This is a genomic window from Pseudomonas sp. WS 5051 (assembly GCF_012985715.1).
Lineage (GTDB): Bacteria > Pseudomonadota > Gammaproteobacteria > Pseudomonadales > Pseudomonadaceae > Aquipseudomonas > Aquipseudomonas bubulae.
Map to the genome: position 1 here is coordinate 1 of NZ_JAAQWV010000022.1, position 18,771 is coordinate 18,771.

The 18,771-nt window shown below is 60.2% G+C and carries 18 protein-coding genes; 15 read left to right on the top strand and 3 right to left on the bottom strand.

The window, feature by feature from the left end; all coding sequences use genetic code 11:
• Together HBN79_RS22305 and HBN79_RS22310 are read left to right on the top strand one after the other, a co-directional pair.
• Nucleotides 1–513, top strand: a 513-nt coding sequence (locus tag HBN79_RS22305) for an FAD-binding protein (RefSeq protein ID WP_222931198.1), incomplete at its 5' end; no start/stop codon positions are given.
• A gap of 197 nt (nt 514–710) precedes the next feature.
• Nucleotides 711–1,172: a hypothetical protein gene (locus HBN79_RS22310; RefSeq protein WP_095018427.1), complete on the top strand. Its 462-nt coding sequence runs from the start codon at nt 711–713 to the stop codon at nt 1,170–1,172.
• A 52-nt stretch (nt 1,173–1,224) separates the two neighbouring features.
• Here HBN79_RS22310 and HBN79_RS22315 read toward each other — a convergent pair whose 3' ends face one another.
• Nucleotides 1,225–1,554: a hypothetical protein gene (locus tag HBN79_RS22315; RefSeq protein WP_094999986.1), complete on the bottom strand. Its 330-nt coding sequence runs from the start codon at nt 1,552–1,554 to the stop codon at nt 1,225–1,227.
• Between the two features lie 539 nt (nt 1,555–2,093).
• On the bottom strand, nt 2,094–3,428 hold the full coding sequence (locus HBN79_RS22320; protein ID WP_169917212.1) for an amidohydrolase: 1,335 nt from the start codon (nt 3,426–3,428) through the stop codon (nt 2,094–2,096).
• Nucleotides 3,429–3,619: 191 nt separating this feature from the next.
• Between HBN79_RS22320 and HBN79_RS22325 the strand changes: the two genes are divergently transcribed.
• The 12 genes from HBN79_RS22325 to HBN79_RS22380 all read left to right on the top strand — a co-directional run bounded on the left by HBN79_RS22325 (nt 3,620) and on the right by HBN79_RS22380 (nt 15,735).
• Complete coding sequence (locus tag HBN79_RS22325; protein ID WP_169917213.1) at nt 3,620–4,576, top strand: AraC family transcriptional regulator; 957 nt, start codon at nt 3,620–3,622, stop codon at nt 4,574–4,576.
• A 214-nt stretch (nt 4,577–4,790) separates the two neighbouring features.
• Nucleotides 4,791–6,149 carry a benzoate 1,2-dioxygenase large subunit gene (gene benA / locus HBN79_RS22330; protein ID WP_169917214.1) on the top strand — a complete coding sequence of 453 codons (1,359 nt, stop codon included), beginning with the start codon at nt 4,791–4,793 and terminating at the stop codon, nt 6,147–6,149.
• Entirely contained in the window at nt 6,146–6,634 is a 489-nt protein-coding gene (gene benB / locus HBN79_RS22335) for a benzoate 1,2-dioxygenase small subunit (RefSeq protein ID WP_169917215.1), read from the top strand. Before benA ends, benB begins: the two co-directional genes overlap by 4 nt.
• Before the next feature lie 79 nt (nt 6,635–6,713).
• Nucleotides 6,714–7,724: a benzoate 1,2-dioxygenase electron transfer component BenC gene (benC, locus tag HBN79_RS22340; RefSeq protein WP_094999991.1), complete on the top strand. Its 1,011-nt coding sequence runs from the start codon at nt 6,714–6,716 to the stop codon at nt 7,722–7,724.
• A 20-nt stretch (nt 7,725–7,744) separates the two neighbouring features.
• Complete coding sequence (locus HBN79_RS22345) at nt 7,745–8,506, top strand: 1,6-dihydroxycyclohexa-2,4-diene-1-carboxylate dehydrogenase (RefSeq protein WP_095018430.1); 762 nt, start codon at nt 7,745–7,747, stop codon at nt 8,504–8,506.
• Nucleotides 8,507–8,533: 27 nt separating this feature from the next.
• Nucleotides 8,534–9,652 (top strand): muconate cycloisomerase family protein, encoded by a 1,119-nt coding sequence (locus tag HBN79_RS22350; RefSeq protein WP_169917216.1) that lies wholly within the window; start codon nt 8,534–8,536, stop codon nt 9,650–9,652.
• Between the two features lie 127 nt (nt 9,653–9,779).
• Entirely contained in the window at nt 9,780–10,070 is a 291-nt protein-coding gene (gene catC / locus HBN79_RS22355) for a muconolactone Delta-isomerase (RefSeq protein ID WP_095021161.1), read from the top strand.
• Nucleotides 10,071–10,112: 42 nt separating this feature from the next.
• Nucleotides 10,113–11,039: a catechol 1,2-dioxygenase gene (catA, locus tag HBN79_RS22360; RefSeq protein WP_150629015.1), complete on the top strand. Its 927-nt coding sequence runs from the start codon at nt 10,113–10,115 to the stop codon at nt 11,037–11,039.
• Between the two features lie 251 nt (nt 11,040–11,290).
• On the top strand, nt 11,291–12,238 hold the full coding sequence (locus HBN79_RS22365) for a sugar ABC transporter substrate-binding protein (RefSeq protein WP_262372762.1): 948 nt from the start codon (nt 11,291–11,293) through the stop codon (nt 12,236–12,238).
• Nucleotides 12,235–13,779: a sugar ABC transporter ATP-binding protein gene (locus HBN79_RS22370; protein WP_095026156.1), complete on the top strand. Its 1,545-nt coding sequence runs from the start codon at nt 12,235–12,237 to the stop codon at nt 13,777–13,779. The genes HBN79_RS22365 and HBN79_RS22370 overlap by 4 nt, the downstream gene beginning before the upstream one ends.
• Complete coding sequence (locus tag HBN79_RS22375; RefSeq protein WP_095026157.1) at nt 13,766–14,761, top strand: ABC transporter permease; 996 nt, start codon at nt 13,766–13,768, stop codon at nt 14,759–14,761. Before HBN79_RS22370 ends, HBN79_RS22375 begins: the two co-directional genes overlap by 14 nt.
• On the top strand, nt 14,758–15,735 hold the full coding sequence (locus HBN79_RS22380) for an ABC transporter permease (protein WP_169917218.1): 978 nt from the start codon (nt 14,758–14,760) through the stop codon (nt 15,733–15,735). The genes HBN79_RS22375 and HBN79_RS22380 overlap by 4 nt, the downstream gene beginning before the upstream one ends.
• A 94-nt stretch (nt 15,736–15,829) precedes the next feature.
• Here HBN79_RS22380 and HBN79_RS22385 read toward each other — a convergent pair whose 3' ends face one another.
• Nucleotides 15,830–17,056 carry an acyl-CoA dehydrogenase family protein gene (locus tag HBN79_RS22385; RefSeq protein WP_169917219.1) on the bottom strand — a complete coding sequence of 409 codons (1,227 nt, stop codon included), beginning with the start codon at nt 17,054–17,056 and terminating at the stop codon, nt 15,830–15,832.
• A gap of 261 nt (nt 17,057–17,317) precedes the next feature.
• On the opposite strand from HBN79_RS22385, the gene HBN79_RS22390 reads away from it, so the two are divergent.
• Nucleotides 17,318–18,718, top strand: coding sequence for an LLM class flavin-dependent oxidoreductase (locus tag HBN79_RS22390; protein ID WP_095018438.1), 1,401 nt, complete (start codon nt 17,318–17,320; stop codon nt 18,716–18,718).
• The last annotated feature ends 53 nt before the right edge of the window (nt 18,719–18,771 follow it).

Genomic DNA, 18,771 nt, shown 5'->3' on the forward strand with positions numbered 1-18,771 from the left:
GCGCCGGTCAAAGTGATCACCGTACGCGCCACCGGTTTCGACCCGGTTGCTGCGCAAGGTGGTTCGGCAGCGGTTGAAGCGGTTGCAGCGGTTCACGATGCAGGCACTTCGTCGTTTGTTGGCGAAGCGCTGGCCAAATCGGACCGCCCGGAACTGACCGCTGCCAAAATCGTCGTCTCGGGCGGGCGTGGCATGCAGAGCGGTGACAATTTCAAGTACCTGTATGCGCTGGCCGACAAGCTGGGCGCTGGTGTGGGTGCATCCCGTGCTGCAGTTGACGCGGGTTTTGTACCCAACGACATGCAGGTCGGCCAGACCGGCAAAATCGTTGCGCCACAGCTGTACATTGCGGTCGGTATTTCCGGCGCGATCCAGCATCTGGCCGGGATGAAAGATTCCAAGGTGATCGTTGCGATCAACAAGGACGAAGAAGCGCCGATCTTCCAGGTGGCCGATTACGGCCTGGTAGCGGACTTGTTCGAAGCGGTACCTGAGCTGGAGCAGGCGGTTTAACTTCTGTAGGGGGACGGGTTCACCCGCTCCCGCAGGAATAAAGCCATCTGCTTGCAGCACAACTTTTGCCACAATCCGTTTTGTAGTTCTATAGATGCAAGTACAAGTTCGAGTGTAGATTCCCGACGGTAATATCCCATCCTTAATTACGTTGTATCGAGGGTAAGACTATGTCGGGTAACTTCTCCAGGAATGTAATGAATACTCTTGTGGTTGCGCTTAGTTTGGCGTTTACCGGTTCTGCACTGGCCGATACGGCAGTCAATGATCCGCTGTATATAACCGGCAACTATAAATGCACAGGGTTTGACAGTCATGACGGGGCCTTCAAGGGCGACCTGAGTGTCAAAGTGAATGAGAAATCCAGCAACTTCAGCCAGAACTTCGGCGCTTATACCTTCACGCTTGAAGTGGATCTTGGAGGCGACAAGGCCACTTATTCAGGCTACGCCGCCGCCCAGGGTCAGCAATTGGCAATGTATTTTGCCAATGACAGCCAGGAGGCCGCCACGGATCGAGGCATCGGGCTTGCGACCATTACCCGTGATCAGGACAGCAAGGGGCAATACACTACCACGCTGCACAAGTCATACTATGCGCCCGACTACAATGGCGGTGGCCATGGTACGGAAACATGCATTAAAACCCCGCAAGTTTGAAATTGAAAAAGCCCCGGAGATTATCCGGGGCTTTTTTGTACGGCCCGGGTTATCAGCTGTAGCTGTTAACTTTTACCAGGGCAGGCTCGGTTTGAGCCTTTTGCCAGGTCAGGGTCAGGGTTTGCAGCACGCGCGCCATATAGTCGCTATCGGCCGCAGCCTTCTTGCCCACGTAGCCTTGGCCACGGCGGTACATTTTGAGGTGGGCGCGCATTTGTGGACGTTCCTCCTCGAATCTGGTTTCTTCCTTGCACGACGTCACGGGATCGATACGTACATCGCCGGCTTCGCTGATCCACAGGATATGGTCGTTCAGCGTGTCTTTCTGGGCGGCGAAGAGTCGAGCCAGCTCGTTAACAGTCGGTTGGTTATTCAGGTTCATGGCTAACTCCTTGACTACTCGTTGATCTGTCTAATTGATTCGCGCAACTGCACATGCAGCGCTACGTAGTGTCCATCCAAAGCAGATCTGTCTTGAGTTCGTCATATGTAGTAGTAAAACCCGGCACTACATACAGAGCGTAAAGCGAAGGAGAGCAGCGTGAACCAGGATGCCTGAGTGACATGACGCATCAGCCACAAGCTTCTTGAGGACGTTTCGCTAGCCCCTGTCGTCTTTGACGCGGACGATCAAGCCAGGTCAGCTTCATCAATTCTGCCTTGTGGGCAGTACCTATCCCGGAACAGCCCGACAGCTCGTCGAGCATGCTTGCAACAACCCTTTCCAGCGCTTCCGGTGGGGAAGACGTCTGCATAATGCTGGGGGAAAATCGAGCCGTCAATACTTATGTAGTGATTATTTTCATGCACTACATATGTGACTGGCGGGTCGATTTTCAGCATGCCGGTCATCCCCGATAAATGCCCCAACCGTAGCCGATACCCCCGTTATTTCGGCAGTTCAAGGTAGGCGAGCCCCACTCAGTTGCTGTTGCGCACCCGCCCCGGGTAATTCATCACAAATTGCACATGAGCCTTTACGCCCGTGGCCAGGGTGGCATCGTCGGCGGTGAAGTAGGGGCTGTGGTTGTTCGCGACCTTGCTCATGTCCTGCCCTTCAGGCGTAGCGCCCAAAAATACGAACAAGCCCGGGACTTTTTCGGCGTAGTAGGAGAAGTCTTCGCTGGGCGACAGGGACGCCGGCAGCAACTGCACCTTGCCTGGCGCAGCCAGTTCCAGTGCCGGGACCATCGCGGCGGTAAGCTGCGGGTCGTTGCTGGTGACCGGCGCATGATTGACCAGCAGCAGGCTGGCTTCGGTCTCGTAGGCACTGGCAATGCCTTGCACCAGGGGTGGCATTTTTTTCAGCAGGGTGTCGCGCACTGCCGCGCTGTTGCTGCGGATGGTGCCGGTCATTTCCACGCTTTCGGGAATGATATTGGCTGCAGAACCGGCATTGACGGTGCCAACACTGATCACGCCCATCCCCTGGGTCAGATCAGCCCGGCGGCTGACCAGGGTTTGCAGGCCGTTGATAATGCCTGCGCTGGCTACTACCGGGTCGACGCCGCTCCAGGGTGCCGAGCCATGGGTTTGCTGGCCTTTGACGATGATGCGAAAACCGTCGCTGCTATTGAGCACGGTACCGGCCTTGTAATACAGATGACCGGTGGGGTAACCCGCCATCACATGCACGCCGAATATGGCTTCGACCTTGGGGGAGTCCAGGGCGCCGTCGCGGATCATCGCCTGGGCACCCACCAGGGTTTCGGTTTCGAATTCGTCCAGGTCTGCCGCGCCTTCTTCAGCGGGCTGGAACAGGAATACCACGGTGCCGGCGACCTGATCGCGATGCTCGGCCAGCACTCTGGCTGCACCCAGCAGCATGGCGGTGTGGGTGTCATGGCCGCAGGCGTGCATCACCGGTACGGTCTTGCCCAGGCGCACTCCCGTGGCCGTGCTGGCCCAGGGCAGGCCGGTCATTTCCTTGACCGGCAGGGCGTCCATATCGGCGCGCAGGGCCATCACCGGGCCAGGCAGGCCACCCTTGAGCACGGCCACTACACCGGTATTGCCCACTTGGGTGCGCACCTGCAAGCCCAGGCTTTTGAGTTGCTCGGCGACCAGGGCGGCGGTCTTGAATTCCTGATTGCCCATCTCCGGGTTCTGGTGGAGGGTGTGGCGCAGGGAGATTACCTGCTCATTGACCGTCGCGACGGCGGGGTCGACCCAGCTCAGGTCAGCCGCATGGCCGGTGCTGGTCAGCGTGCTCAACAGTGCGAGGTACAAAGGGGCATGGCGAAGGCGGGGCAGCATTGAAGGTCTCTTGTTTGTTGTTTTTAGGGCGCTCAGGGTAAGCCAGTTTTTCGCACAGGCGGCGCAACCGCCGGGCTAAAAGCGTTCGATTACCGCCCATTAGCCGAGTGTCCAATTGCCCTGCCATTGCCGTCGTGCTTACTCTGGCGCAGACAACACCCATAATAATGACAACACCGAGTACCTTGCCGATGGATAGCCGCCTGCTGAGTGAACGCAGTAGCGTGTTCCGACACGCCGACCCACATGCCGTGTCCGACTATGTAAACCAGCATGTTGGCCAGCACTGCATCGGCCTTTCCAGAACCACCCGGCCGCTGGCCAGCCTCAATCACCGTAAATTCGCCGAGCTTGATCTGTGCCGCATCAGTTATGGCGGCAGTGTGCGCGTGACCTCGCCCGCACTGGAAACCATCTTTCACTTGCAGGTGCTGCTCAGCGGCAATTGCCTGTGGCGCGGCCCGAACCGCGAGCAGCACCTGGTGCCGGGGGAGTTGCTGGTGATCAATCCGGATGATCCGGTCGATTTGACTTACTCTCAGGATTGCGAAAAGTTCATCCTCAAAATACCGGCCAAATTGCTCGAATCGGTGTGCGACGATCAGCGTTGGCGGCGGCCGTCAGGCGGTGTGCGCTTTATGCGCAATCACTACCGGCTCGATGAGCTGGAGGGCTTTATCGGTTTGCTGGGCATGGTGTGCCAGGAGTCCGAGGCCAGCGATCCGCTGCTGCGGGTGCAGGAGCACTACACGCAGATTGTCGGCAGCAAGCTGTTGACCCTGATGCAGACCAATATCAGCCGTGAAAACCTGGCATCAGCCAGTGCCGGTCTTGAGCGCATACTCGATTACATCGAGCGCAATCTCAAACAGGAACTCAACGGTGAAGACCTGGCAGCACAGGCCTGTATCAGCCAGCGCTCGTTGTACAGCCTGTTTGAGCGCCAGTTGGGCGTGACGCCCTTGCAGTACATTCGCCAGCGCAAACTTGCGCGGATTCATGCCTGCCTGAACGACCCGAGCTGCACGGTACCCAGCCTCACAGAGCTGGCGCTCGATTACGGTTTTATGCACTTGGGCCGTTTTTCCGAAAGCTACCGTTTGCAGTACGGCGAGCTGCCTTCAAGCACCTTCAAGCGCCGGCACTGAGCAACGGCTTTTGTGGGAGCGGGCTTGCTCGCGATGGGATCGCTGCGGTGTCAGCGGAACACCGCGCTGCCTGGATCGCGAGCAAGCCCGCTCCCACTGAAATACCCGTCTTGCCTGCACTAACCGGATAACGATCCGCAGTAAACGGATAGTGCCCCGGACATCGATTCCCTAACCTGACCCGGCCTGGATAATAACAACGGAGGCCCTGGCCATGTCCCTGGGTATCGATTACTTGAATGCCATGCTGGAAGACGACAAAGACAAGGGTATCTACCGCTGCAAGCGTGAGATGTTCACCGACCCCGACCTCTTTGAACTCGAAATGACCCATATCTTCGAGGGCAACTGGATCTACCTCGCCCACGAGAGCCAGATCCCCAACGTCAACGACTTCCTGACCACCACCATGGGCCGCCAGCCGATTTTTATCGCGCGTAACAAGGCCGGTGAACTCAACGCCTTTCTCAATGCCTGCAGCCATCGCGGCGCCATGCTGTGCCGGCACAAAACCGGCAACCGCGCCAGCTATACCTGCCCGTTTCACGGCTGGACCTTCAACAACAGCGGCAAGCTGCTCAAGGTCAAGGATCCGGGTGCCGCCGGTTACCCCGATGGCTTCAACTGCGAAGGCTCCCATGATTTGACCAAAGTGGCCCGCTTCGAGTCCTATCGCGGCTTTCTGTTTGGCAGCCTCAACCCCGATGTGAAATCCCTGGCCGAGCATCTGGGTGAATCCGCCAAGATCATCGACATGATCGTCGACCAGTCCGCCGATGGCCTGGAGGTGCTGCGCGGTGCCAGTTCCTATATCTACGAAGGCAACTGGAAACTGACCGCCGAAAACGGCGCCGATGGTTATCACGTCAGCTCCGTGCACTGGAACTACGCGGCCACGCAAAACCAGCGCACCCTGCGTGAAGCGGGTGAAGAGATCAAAACCATGAGCGCCGGCAGCTGGGCCAAGGGCGGCGGCGGTTTCTACTCCTTCGACCATGGCCATCTGCTGCTCTGGACCCGCTGGGCCAACCCCGAAGATCGTCCGGCCTACGAGCGCCGCGACGAACTGGCCCGGGATTTCGGCCAGGCCCGTGCCGACTGGATGATCGAGAACTCGCGTAACCTGTGCCTGTACCCCAATGTGTACCTGATGGACCAGTTCAGCTCGCAAATCCGCATTGCCCGGCCCATCTCCGTGAATCAGACCGAGATCACCATCTACTGCATCGCGCCCAAAGGCGAAAGCAGTGAGGCGCGCACCAAGCGCATCCGTCAGTACGAAGATTTCTTCAACGTCAGCGGCATGGCCACTCCGGACGATCTGGAAGAGTTCCGCTCCTGCCAGACCGGTTACGGTGCAGGTCGCGGCTGGAATGACATGTCCCGCGGGGCCGAACACTGGGTCGAAGGCGCCGATGCCGCCGCCGCAGAAATCGACCTCAAGCCGCTGTTGTCCGGGGTGCGTACCGAAGACGAAGGCCTGTTTGTGCTGCAACATAAATACTGGCAGCAAACCATGCTCAAGGCGGCTGGCGGCGAGCCCGCGCTGATCCCCGTGGAGGCTGTGCAATGAACAGCCTTTACCCCATTGTGCGGGATTTTCTGTACCGCGAAGCGCGTTACCTGGACGACGGCCAGTGGGATCAGTGGCTTGAGCTGTACGCCGCCGATGCCAGTTTCTGGATGCCGTGCTGGGATGACAACGACCGCCTTACCGAAGACCCGCAAAGCGAAATCTCGCTGATCTGGTACGGCAGCCGCGGTGGCCTGGAAGATCGCGTGTTCCGCATCAAGACCGAGCGCTCCAGCGCGACCGTGCCCGACACCCGGACTTCGCACAACCTGAGCAATATCGAGATCGTCGACCAGGCCGACGGCCTGTGCCAAGTGCGTTTTAACTGGCACACCCTCAGCTTTCGCTACAAGACCACCGACAGCTACTTCGGCAGCAGCTTTTACACCCTCGACATGCGCGGCCCACAGCCGCTGATCAAGGCCAAGAAAGTCGTGCTCAAGAATGACTACGTGCGTCAGGTCATCGACATCTACCACATCTGATCAAGGCTGTGATGCGTGCCTGAGAGTGCCTGAGAGTGCCTGTGGGTGCCCGGGCCGGGCATTGCCTGCGAGGTACATTATGAGTTTTCAAATTGCCCTCAACTTCGAAGACGGAGTTACCCGTTTTATCGAGACCAATGGCCAGGAAACCGTCGCTGACGCCGCTTACCGCCAGGGCATCAATATCCCGCTGGACTGCCGCGACGGTGCCTGCGGTACCTGCAAGTGCTTTGCCGAAGCTGGCCGCTACGAGCTGGGCGAGGACTATATCGAAGACGCCCTCAGCGCAGAGGAGGCCGGGCAGGGCTATGTGCTGACCTGCCAGATGCGCGCCGCCAGCGACTGCGTATTGCGGGTGCCTGCTTCTTCGACCTTGTGCAAGACCCAACAGGCCAGTTTTGATGCCGTTATCAGCAATGTGCAGCAGTTGTCCGAGAGCACCATCGCTCTGTCGATAAAGGGCGAGTCCCTGGGCAGCCTGGCGTTTTTGCCGGGCCAGTATGTCAACCTGCAGGTACCCGGCAGCGGGCAGAGCCGGGCCTATTCCTTCAGCACCCTGCAAAAGGATGGCGAGGTCAGCTTCCTGATCCGCAATGTCCCGGGCGGGCTGATGAGCAGCTTTTTGACAGGCATCGCCAAGGCTGGCGACAGCATGACCCTGGCGGGCCCTTTGGGCAGCTTTTACCTGCGTCAGATCCAGCGGCCCTTGTTGTTGCTGGCAGGTGGTACCGGGCTGGCGCCGTTCACCGCCATGCTGGAAAAAATCGCCGAGCAGGGCAGTGCCTACCCGGTTCATCTGATCTACGGCGTGAGCAACGACTTCGATCTGGTGGAGCTGGATCGCCTGCATGCCCTGAGTGAGCGCATCGCCAATTTCAGCTTCAGCGCCTGCGTGGCCAACCCGCAGAGCCAGCACCCGCTCAAGGGCTATGTGACCCAGCATATCGAGCCGGGCCATCTCAACCAGGGCGACGTCGATGTGTACCTGTGCGGCCCGCCGCCGATGGTGGAAGCGGTCAACCTGTATATCCGCGAGCAGGGCATTACCCCGGCCAATTTCTACTACGAGAAGTTTGCCGCTGCGGCCTGACACTTTGATTGGAGCTAGCCATGAACAACCGATTCCACAACAAGGTCGCGCTGGTTACCGGCGCCGCCCAGGGCATTGGCCGTCGCGTGTGCGAGCGTCTGCTGGGCGAGGGCGCGCAAGTGATTGCGGTGGACCGTTCCGAGCTGGTCTTTGAGCTGCAGGGCGAAGGCGTGCTGGCCCTGACTGCCGATCTGGAGCAATACACCGATTGTGTGCGGGTGATGGCTGCAGCGGTGAATACCTTTGGCCGCCTCGATGTGCTGGTCAACAACGTGGGCGGCACCATCTGGGCCAAACCGTTCGAGCATTACCGGGCCGAGGAAATCGAGGCCGAAGTTCGTCGCTCGCTGTTCCCCACTCTGTGGTGCTGCCATGCGGCGCTGCCCTACATGCTCGAACAGGGCAGCGGGGCGATTGTGAATGTTTCTTCAATCGCCACCCGCAGCGTCAACCGCGTTCCTTACGGCGCGGCCAAGGGCGGCGTGAATGCATTGACTGCCTGCCTGGCGTTCGAGAATGCCCAGCGCGGGATTCGCGTCAACGCCACTGCCCCCGGGGGCACTGAGGCACCACCGCGGCGGATTGCGCGCAATGAGAACGAGCAAAGCCCCGAGGAGCAGGTCTGGTACCGGCAAATCGTTGACCAGACCCTCGACAGCAGCCTGATGAAACGTTACGCCAGCCTCGATGAGCAGGTCGGCGCGATCCTGTTTCTGGCCAGCGACGAAGCCTCCTATATCACCGGCGTAACCCTGCCGGTGGGTGGCGGCGACCTCGGCTGACTTCTCTGATAAAAAAGGACAACTGCCATGAGCCAAATTCTGATTGAAAGCCTGACGACCCTGATCGTCGACCTGCCCACCATCCGCCCGCATACGCTGGCCATGCACACCATGCGCAAACAGACCCTGGTGATTGTGCGCCTGCGTTGCAGCGACGGTATCGAAGGTGTCGGTGAAGCCACTACCATCGGCGGCCTGGCCTACGGTTACGAAAGCCCGGAAAGCATCAAGGCCAATATCGATGCGCATCTGGCACCGATGCTGGTGGGCAAGCCAGCAGCCAATATCAACGCCGCCATGCACAGCCTGGACAAGATTGCCAAGGGCAATACCTTTGCCAAATCGGGTATCGAAAGCGCGTTGCTCGACGCCCAGGGCAAGCGCCTGGGGCTGGCGGTCAGCGAGTTGCTGGGCGGGCGCGTGCGCGACAGTCTGGAAGTGGCCTGGACCCTGGCCAGCGGTGACACTGCCCGTGACATTGCCGAAGCCGAGCAGATGCTCGACCTGCGACGCCACCGCATCTTCAAATTGAAGATCGGTGCCAACCCGCTGGAGCAGGACCTCAAACATGTGCTGGCGATCAAAAAGGCCCTGGGTGAGCGCGCCAGTGTGCGGGTTGACGTCAACCAGTATTGGGACGAGTCCCAGGCCATTCGTGGTTGCCAGGTGCTGGGTGACCACGGTATCGACCTGATCGAACAGCCGATTTCCCGGGCTAATCGTTCAGGGCAGGTGCGTCTGAATCTGCGCAGCCCGGCGCCGATCATGGCCGACGAATCCATCGAAAGTGTCGAGGACGCCTTCAGCCTGGCGGCGGACGGTGCGGCCAGTGTATTTGCCCTCAAGATCGCGAAAAACGGCGGGCCCCGTGCGGTGCTGCGCACTGCTCATATCGCCGAGGCAGCCGGTATCGCCCTGTATGGCGGCACCATGCTTGAAGGCGCGGTGGGCACCCTGGCCTCGGCCCATGTTTTCCTCACCCTCAAGCAACTGACCTGGGGCACCGAGCTGTTCGGGCCACTGCTGCTGACCGAAGACATCGTCACCGAGGCGCCGCAGTACCGTGATTTTGAGCTGCATATCCCGCGCACTCCAGGCCTGGGCCTGACGCTGGACGAAGAGCGCCTGGCCCGTTTTAGCCGCTGACACTCTGAAAAACCCCTGTGGCAGCGGGCTTGCTCGCGATGCAGACGACTCGGTGCATCCGCGCTGATGCTATCGCGAGCAAGCCCGCTCCCACAGCCACTTCCCCTATTTCTTCAAGGAGAGCCCCATGCTTTTCCACGTAAAAATGACCGTAAATCTGCCCCTGGACATGGACCCGACCAAGGCCGCAAAACTCAAAGCCGACGAAAAGCAACTGGCTCAACGGCTGCAGCAGGAAGGCACCTGGCGCCATCTGTGGCGCATCGCCGGGCACTACGCCAACTACAGCGTGTTCGACGTGGCCAGTGTCGAGGCCTTGCACGACACCCTGCTGCAATTGCCGCTCTTTCCCTACATGGATATCGAGATTGAAGGGCTGTGCCGCCACCCGTCCTCGATCCACAGCGACGACCGCTAACGCTTTCTATCCCTTGCACAAGAACAAGATGAGGTGAGCCCCATGACCGTGAAAATTTCCCACACCGAAGTCATCCAGCGCTTCTTCAAGGAAGCCGCAGGTTTTTCCAGCGATAACGGCAACCCGCGCCTGAAAAGCATCATCCTGCGCATCTTGCAGGACAGCGCCAGAATCATCGAAGACCTGGACATCACTGAAGATGAATTCTGGAAGTCCGTGGACTATCTCAACCGCCTGGGCGGCCGCTCGGAAGCCGGGCTGCTGGTGGCCGGGCTGGGCATCGAGCATTTTATCGACCTGTTGCAGGACGCCAAGGACGAGCAGGCCGGTCAGACCGGCGGTACCCCGCGTACCATCGAAGGCCCGCTGTATGTGGCCGGTGCCCCGGTGTGCGAAGGGTTGGCACGGATGGACGACGGCAGCGAGGAGGGTGTTGCCACCGTGATGTTCCTCGAAGGGCAGGTGTTCGATCTTTCGGGCCAACCGCTGGCCGGTGCCACGGTTGATCTGTGGCACGCCAACACCAAGGGTACCTACTCGTTCTTTGACCAGAGCCAGTCCGAGTACAATCTGCGCCGACGTATCATCACCGATGCCCAGGGCCGCTACCGTGCCCGCAGCATCGTGCCCTCGGGCTATGGCTGCGACCCGCAGGGGCCGACCCAGGAATGCCTTGACCAACTGGGCCGTCACGGCCAGCGTCCGGCCCATGTGCACTTCTTTATCTCGGCTCCCGGTCACCGTCACCTGACCACCCAGATCAACCTGTCCGGGGACAAGTACCTGTGGGACGACTTTGCCTATGCCACCCGCGACGGCCTGGTGGGTGAAGTGCAGTTTCGCGACGACGGTGCCCGTGGTGTTGCCGGGCGTTATGCCGAGTTGAGGTTCGACTTCCAGTTGCAACAGGCCGTTGCGCCTGCTGCCGAACAGCGCAGCCATCGCCCGCGAGCCTTGCAGCAGGTTTGACAGCAGGCTGCAGCGCGGCCTGAGAACCCGTGCCGGTCTGCAAGTGTTTGCCCGGCAACAGTGGTCCGACAGACTGTTGGCAAACAGGCAGCTCTGGGAACCGTGCCACAGCGCTGCCCGCCGGCGCCACAGGCTCAAAGGGCTGCGGCATGGTCTGTGCAAAGCTCCTGGAAATACCCTTCAGGAACACTGTCATGCCTGCAGCCACCTCGCGCAAACCGCACTTTTTCCCTACACGCTTCTGGCAGGCCATGGCGCTGGCGGTGGTCAGCGTCGGGCTGGGCACACTGGCCCATGCCGACGACAACGATGTGCCTTCCCTGGCCGGCAAACGCATTGCCATCAGCATGACCGGCACCAGTCACTACTTTGATGTCAAAGCCTTCGACGCCCAGGTTGCCGAAGTCAGGCGCCTGGGCGGTAGACCGATCACCCTGGATGCCGGGCGCAACGATAAAAACCTGGTGACCCAACTGCAAACCGTGGTCACCCAGAAACCCGATGCGGTGATCCAGACCCTGGGCACCCTGAGCGTGATCGATCCCTGGCTCAAGCGTATCAGCAAGGCCGGCATTCCTCTGTTTACGATTGATGCGCCGTCGCAATACAGCCTCAATAACACCACATCGGACAACGTCGCCACCGGCAAGCATCTGGCCGACCAGTTGGTGGCTGACAGTGGCGCGAAGGGCAATATTCTGGTGTTCAACGGTTTTTACGGGGTGCCGGTGTGTGCGATCCGCTATGACCAGCTCAAACTGGCGCTCAAGGATCATCCCGAGCTGAAAATCATTGATCCCGAACTGCGTGATGTGATCCCCAATACCGTGCAGGACGCCTACAGTCAGGTCAGTGCATTGCTCAACAAATACCCCAAGGGCAGCGTAACCGCGATCTGGTCTGCCTGGGATATTCCGCAATTGGGCGCGAGCAAGGCGTTGGTGGATGCCGGGCGTACGGAGATCAAGACCTATGGCGTCGATGGCACTCCCGAAGTGCTGGAGTTGCTCAAACGCAACGACTCGCCGGTCGGTGCGGTGATAGCCCAGCAACCGGCTTTGATCGGCAAAACCGCTGTGCAAAACGTGGCGCGCTATCTGGCCGGGCAACATGACCTGCCCAGGGAAACCCAGGTGCCGACCCTGCTAACCACTGCAGCGAACCTTGAGCAGGTGCAAAAGCTGCGAGGCGATCAGTGACGTCTCCCGCCCTGCATTTGCAGGGCATCACCAAGTCTTTTGGAGCCACCCGGGCACTGGATGGCGTTGATCTGCGCGTCGAGCAAGGCTCCATTCACGGGCTGGTCGGTGAAAACGGCGCCGGTAAATCAACCCTGATCAAAGTGCTGGCAGGTATCCATCGGGCCGACAGCGGTACCCTGGCAGTGGACGGGCAGTCTTTTGCGGCGTTGAGCCCGCGGCAGATCGAGGCGCTGGGCGTGCATTTCATTCACCAGGAACGCTTGTTGCCCGCCAGTTTTACCGTAGGTGAAGCGCTGTTCTTCGGCCGCGAACTCCGGTGCGGGCCTTTTATCCGCCGGCGTGCCCAGGACCGCGAGGCCGCACGGTTGTTGCGTGAGTATTTCGACCTGGAGTTCCCCGCCGGGGCGCTGGTCAGCGAGCTGGACAGCGCCCGGCGACAGATTCTGCAAATTACCCGGGCCTTGCTGGCCAAGCCGAAAGTCCTGGTGTTCGACGAGCCCAGCGTGTCACTGGTCAAGCGCGAGGTTGACCAGTTGCTGGCCATTATCCGCCGTCTGCGCGATCAGGGTCTGACGATTGTGTACATCTCCCATTATCTGCAAGAAATCCAAAGCCTGTGCGACCGGGTCACCGTGTTGCGCAATGGTCGTGCCGTGGCCGTGGTCGATCCACGCAGCACTTCAACCGCGCAGATTGCCCGGTTGATGGTCAATCGCGAGGTCGGCGAGATGTACCCCAAGGCCGTGGTAACGCCGGGTGAGGTGGTGCTCGAACTGAAGGGGCTCAGTGCTGGTCTGGCGTATCGCGATATCCACTTGAGCCTGCGCAAAGGTGAAGTGTTGGGGCTGACCGGGCTGGTGGGTTCTGGTGCCAAGGAACTGCTCAAGACTTTGTTTGGTCTGGTGCAGCCCGAGCAGGGCAGCGTGCATTTGCAGGGACGCCTTACGCGCCTCAAGTCGCCCCGCGATGCGGTGCGCAAAGGTATCGCGCTGGTGCCCGAAGAACGCCGCAGCCACGGGGTTGCACCACTGCTTTCGGTCATGGAAAACCTGACCCTGGCCGGGTTGTCGCGCTTTAGTCGCTGGGGGCTGTTGAGTTCTGCGGCACAGGTTCGGGAAAGCGATCGGCTGATTGCCGAACTGGGGATCAAGACCGCCGGACATGACGCCAGGGTCTCGCAGTTGAGTGGCGGCAATCAGCAAAAAGTCGCGCTGGGTAAATGGCTAGGGAAGGGCTGTGCGGTGTATCTGCTCGACGAACCCAGTGTCGGCATCGATATCGGCGCCAAGGTCGAGATCTATCGCCTGATCGGCCGCTTGGCCAAGCAAGGTGCGGCGGTGCTGGTGCTGTCTTCTGATTTACCGGAGCTGATTGGCATTAGTGACCGGATTCTGGTGATGCACCGTGGTGCGCTGGCCGGTGAATTCGATGCCCGTGAGGTCGACAGCGATCGTTTGCTGGCCTGTGCCACGGGGGCGCGGGAATTAGCCACTGTGGCCCTTGAATGCGAGCGGGAGCCTGCACATGCCTTCGTCTGAAATCCTCGTCCAACCGCTGTCCCGACGGCTTGGCTTGCTACTTCTGAGGCGCGGCTCACTGCTGGCGCTTTTGCTGATCCTGGCGGTGTTCGCCGTGAGTGCGCCAAACTTCCTCAGCCCGGGCAATATCGCCAACGTGTTTGCCCAGTCGGCGATCCTCGGCATTCTCGCCTTCGGCCTTACCTGTGTGGTGATTGGTGGTGGTTCCAATGTGGTTTCGGGTGGCCTTGACCTGTCGCTGGCGGCCAATCTGGGCCTCTGTGCAGCGGTCTACAGCAGCCTGAACAATGCGGGGCTGAACGCCGCGCAAGCAATTGGCCTGACCTTGCTCTGCGGGCTGGCGGTGGGTGCCCTGAACGGTTTTACCGTAGTGGTGCTGCGTCTGCCGCCGCTGCTCGCCACCCTGGCGAGCATGAACCTGATTGCCGGGCTGGAGCTGGTGCTGACCCAAAACAGCGTGCTGCCCACCGACTCGGCCTTGCTCGACATCCTGGCCACTGGTGAATGGCTGCGGGTACCCGTACTGGCCTGGGTGTTGCTGGGGGTTGCCTTGCTGCTGGGCTTGTTGATTCAGCACAGCCCTTATGGCTTGCGCCTGTATGCGGTGGGCGAATACCCCCAGGCGGCGCGGGCGGCCGGGCTGGGCGTAGGCCGCTATGTGTTTTCCAGCTACCTGATTGCCGGGCTGTGTGCAGCGGTTGCAGCATTTTGTTCGGCGGCATTTTTCAGCGGCAGCACCACCGGTTCCGGGGACATGCTGCTGTCGGTAGTGGCCATTGCTTTTCTCGGTGTGGTGTTCTCCCGGCGGCTGGTGGCGAATATCCCCGGCACCTTGTTGGCAACGTTGCTGCTGGGTTTCTTGATTAACGGTTTCCAACTGCTGAACATCGCCAGCTTCTGGGTCAACGGTGTGCAGGGGGTGCTGATTCTATTGGTGGTGGCCATGTCCAGTGCCTTGCGCAAAGAGGAGGGTGGACAATGACTACGCTCGCTGCAACGCCGGTATCCGCGGTGCTTATATCCCGCCTGCTGCGCGGTATTCTGCCGCTCTTGATCGTTGTGATCGTGGTGTTTTTCGCTGTGGCTGCGCCGGGATTTTTGACCCTGGGCAATTTGAGCAGCCTGCTGCTGAACAACTTCGTGCTGTTGGCGATTGTCGCCATTGGCATGACCTGGGCTGTGGCGGCAGGGGGGATCGACCTGTCGGTGGGCACCGCGGTGGATTTCGCCAGCCTGGCCTTTGTCGTGCTGTTAAATGGCGGTCATGGCCTGCCCGTTGCCATCCCCGGCGCCCTGCTGGCCGGGGCGCTGGTGGGTGGTTTTAATGCGGGGCTGATCGCGGGTCTTGGCATCACGCCATTTCTGGCGACACTGGGCACATTGTTTATCGGCACCAGTATTCAGCAGTTGCTGTCCGAGGGTGGGCAGCCGATCTATATCGCGCAGAACCTGTTGCCGGGGCTTAGCGCGATGTCATGGTTGGGTGTGCCCTTGCCTTTGTGGCTGGTGCTGGGTGTGGCGACGGTATACGGGGTGATTCTGGCCCGAGGGCGGTTGGGACGAGAAATTCTCGCGCTTGGCACTCAGGTGCAACTGGCGCGATATTCGGGCCTGTCGATCCGTCAGATCAGCCTCAAGGTGTTTATTGCCAGCGCGCTGGCCTGTGCCGTGGCCGGGGTTGTGCTCAGTTCCACGGTCAACGCTTATGTACCGATGTCGGGCAATGCGTTTTTGATCAATGCCATCGGCGCGGTGTTTATGGGCACCACCTTGAGCCGAACCGGGCGCGCCAACATCCCCGGCACGCTGCTGGGGGTGTTGTTTATCAATGTGATTGCCAATGGGTTGCTGTTGATCGGCTGGAATTTCTATTGGCAACAGGTGGCGACCGGGGCGCTGATTTTGCTGGTGCTGGCGTTCAGTTTTGGCAGTCGGCGATTGCAGGCGCAGCAGTAAGCCTGAAGGGGCTGGTTTGCCTGCGGTGGCAGCCCTGTGCTGGTGCGAATGCCCCGCGCTGTCTGCATCGCGAGGCCCGCGGCCACACCGCTGTCTAGCCTGCTTTGAGGCTATTGCCGATCTGCCAAACATACAGCGGCGCAGTACCGTTAACCGCCCAGTCCCCGACAATCCGCGCCTTGTAGATCCACGGGTTGTGGGAGGCCGCAGTGCGAGCATTGCGCCAGTGGCGATCCAGCGCCTTGCTGACGCTGACCCCGGAGGCTCCCAGCGCATTGAACAGATCGCTGGTGGCCCGCAGAATCAATTCCGACACCACCACCTGGGCTTTGGAAGTCTCGATTTCGGCGTCGATATTGGCCAGGCGCTCGGCCTCAATATCCTCGGCCAGGCGTGCGACATAGGCCCTCTGCAGCGGTTCGGCCGAGCGTAGGGTCAGCGCCTCGGCTGCGTAGACCTGAGCCGATATCTGCCCGACCACTTGCAGGATTTGCGCATCGCCACTGGCGGTCTCGGCATTGCCGTGGCTGAACACCCGCTTGCGTTCACGCACTTCTTGCGCAATATCGCGCTCCACCGCACGACCAATACCCGCGAGTACGGCCAGCAGCACCAGTTGGTAAAAAGCGGTCTGGTATTTGAAACGTGTTTCGAAGGGGATTACGTGTTCGGCGCTCAGCGGCACGTCGACATACACCGAGGTGCCGCTGCCCGTGGTGCGCTGGCCAAAGCCGTCCCAGTCATCGCTCTGGGTGACGCCGGGGTGATGGGCATGCACCAGGGCAATCACATCGGCGCCGTTGTCCGAACGTTGGGCATAGACATCTATCCAGTCGGCAAAGAGGCTGCCGGTACTGTAGTACTTGGTGCCGTTGAGGAGGTACTTGTCGCCGTGGGGGGTGATCCTGGTGAGGATTTCCCCCAGTTTTACCGCGCCCACTTCAGTCCAGCCATTGCCCACCAGCTCGCCCGCCACAAAACGTGCGAACCATGCCCCGCGTTCCGGGCTTGGCGAAGCGTTGAGACGGTCTTCGACAAAGGCAAAATGGCCGCGCAGGGCTTGCGGGATATTGGAGTCGGCCTCGGCCAGCTCGATCAGTAACTGGAACAATTGGCCGATGGACGCTCCGGAGCCGCCGTATTCAACCGGCACCCGCACTGCGCCAAAACCTGCCTGCTTGAGCCAGCGGATAGGTTCATGGGGCAACTCGCGGGCCTGTTCGCGTTCAAGCGTGCCGGCGGCGATTTTGCGAAACAGCGGGCGAAAACGATTGGCCAGGGTCTCGTAGTCGGTGCCCACGGACAGAGGTGATGCGGTCATGGCAGTTCTCCTGAAATGGAAGGTTCCTGTCGTGGGGGGTTGCAGGGTTTGTGCCGCAGGCGACGAGCCCGCAAAACCGGGAGTCAGGCCTTGGCAACTGACTGCTGAGCAACAGTTAACAATCAGGTTGTACGCAAATCGCACAGCAATGAGCACCAAGAATCCTTGCGCGGGCAAGCAGGCTCGTACTCGCAAGGAAGGGGCATGTCCGGCACGGCCTGTGCAATAGCGCTTTCAAAAGCCTTGCCGTGGAGTAATTGGATGTCCCGTGAAATCCGTCTCAATGCCTTCGATATGAACTGTGTCGGTCATCAATCCCCGGGCTTGTGGGCCCACCCCCGTGATCGCTCGTGGCAGTACAAGGACCTTGAATACTGGACAGACCTGGCCAGGATCCTTGAGCGTGGCAAGTTCGACGGACTGTTTATCGCCGATGTGCTGGGAATCTATGACGTGTATCGCGGCAATGGCGATGCGGCGATCCGCCAGGGCGTGCAGGTGCCGGTCAATGACCCGCTGCAACTGATCCCGCCGATGGCGCTGGTGACCGAGCACCTGGGGTTTGGCCTGACCGCCTCATTGTCGTTTGAGCATCCGTATCCGTTCGCTCGTCGGCTGTCGACCCTTGACCATCTGACCAAAGGCCGTGCAGGGTGGAATATTGTCACTTCGTATCTGGAAAGCGGCGCCAGGAACATCGGGCAGCAAGCGCTGACCGAGCACGATGCGCGCTATGACTATGCCCAGGAATATCTGGAAGTTTGCTACAAACTCTGGGAAGGCAGCTGGGAAGAGGGCGCCATCCTGCGCGACCGCGAGCGACGGGTGTTCAGCGACCCGGGCAAAATTCATGAAATCCACCACTACGGCAAACATTTCCAGGTGCCGGGCATTCACCTCTGTGAACCCTCGCCGCAGCGCACTCCGGTGCTCTATCAGGCAGGGGCGTCCGGCCGGGGCAAGCAGTTTGCCGCTGAACAGGCCGAGTGCGTGTTTGTCGCGGCGCCGTCCAAGGTGCTGTTGAAAAAAACCGTCGCCGATATCCGCCGCCGTGCGGCCGAAGCCGGGCGAGACCCTGCCAAAATCCTGATTTTCAATCTGCAGACAGTGATCCTCGGCGAGACCGATGCCCTGGCCAAGGCCAAGTTCGAAGAATACAAAAGCTACGTCAGCTACGAAGGCGCAATGGCCCTGATCAGCGGCTGGACCGGCATTGATTTCAGTCAGTTCAAGCCTGACGAGCCGCTCAAACATGTGCACACCAATGCCATTCAGTCGGCGGTCGAGACCTTTTCCACGGCGGACCCCAACACTGTCTGGACCCCCAATGCCCTGGCCGACTGGGTGGGCATCGGCGGCTTTGGCCCGCTGTTTGTCGGCAGCCCGGAAACCGTGGCTGACCTGCTCGAAGAATGGGTGGCCGAGACCGATGTGGACGGTTTCAACCTGGCTTACGCCATCACCCACGAGACCTTTATCGATGCCGTCGAGCTGTTGGTGCCGGAACTGCAAAAGCGCGGCGTGTACAAGAAGGACTACGCGCCGGGCACCCTGCGCGAGAAGCTGTTTGGCGAAGGTCCGCGTCTGGCACACGGGCATCCGGGGGCGGGCTACCGCAACCTGGGCGAACTCAACCGCAGCCGCGCAACAGAGCCTGCTTGAAACCAGGGGCTGGACACAGGCAGGGTCAGTGACTGACTCTGCGTTCAGCGCTC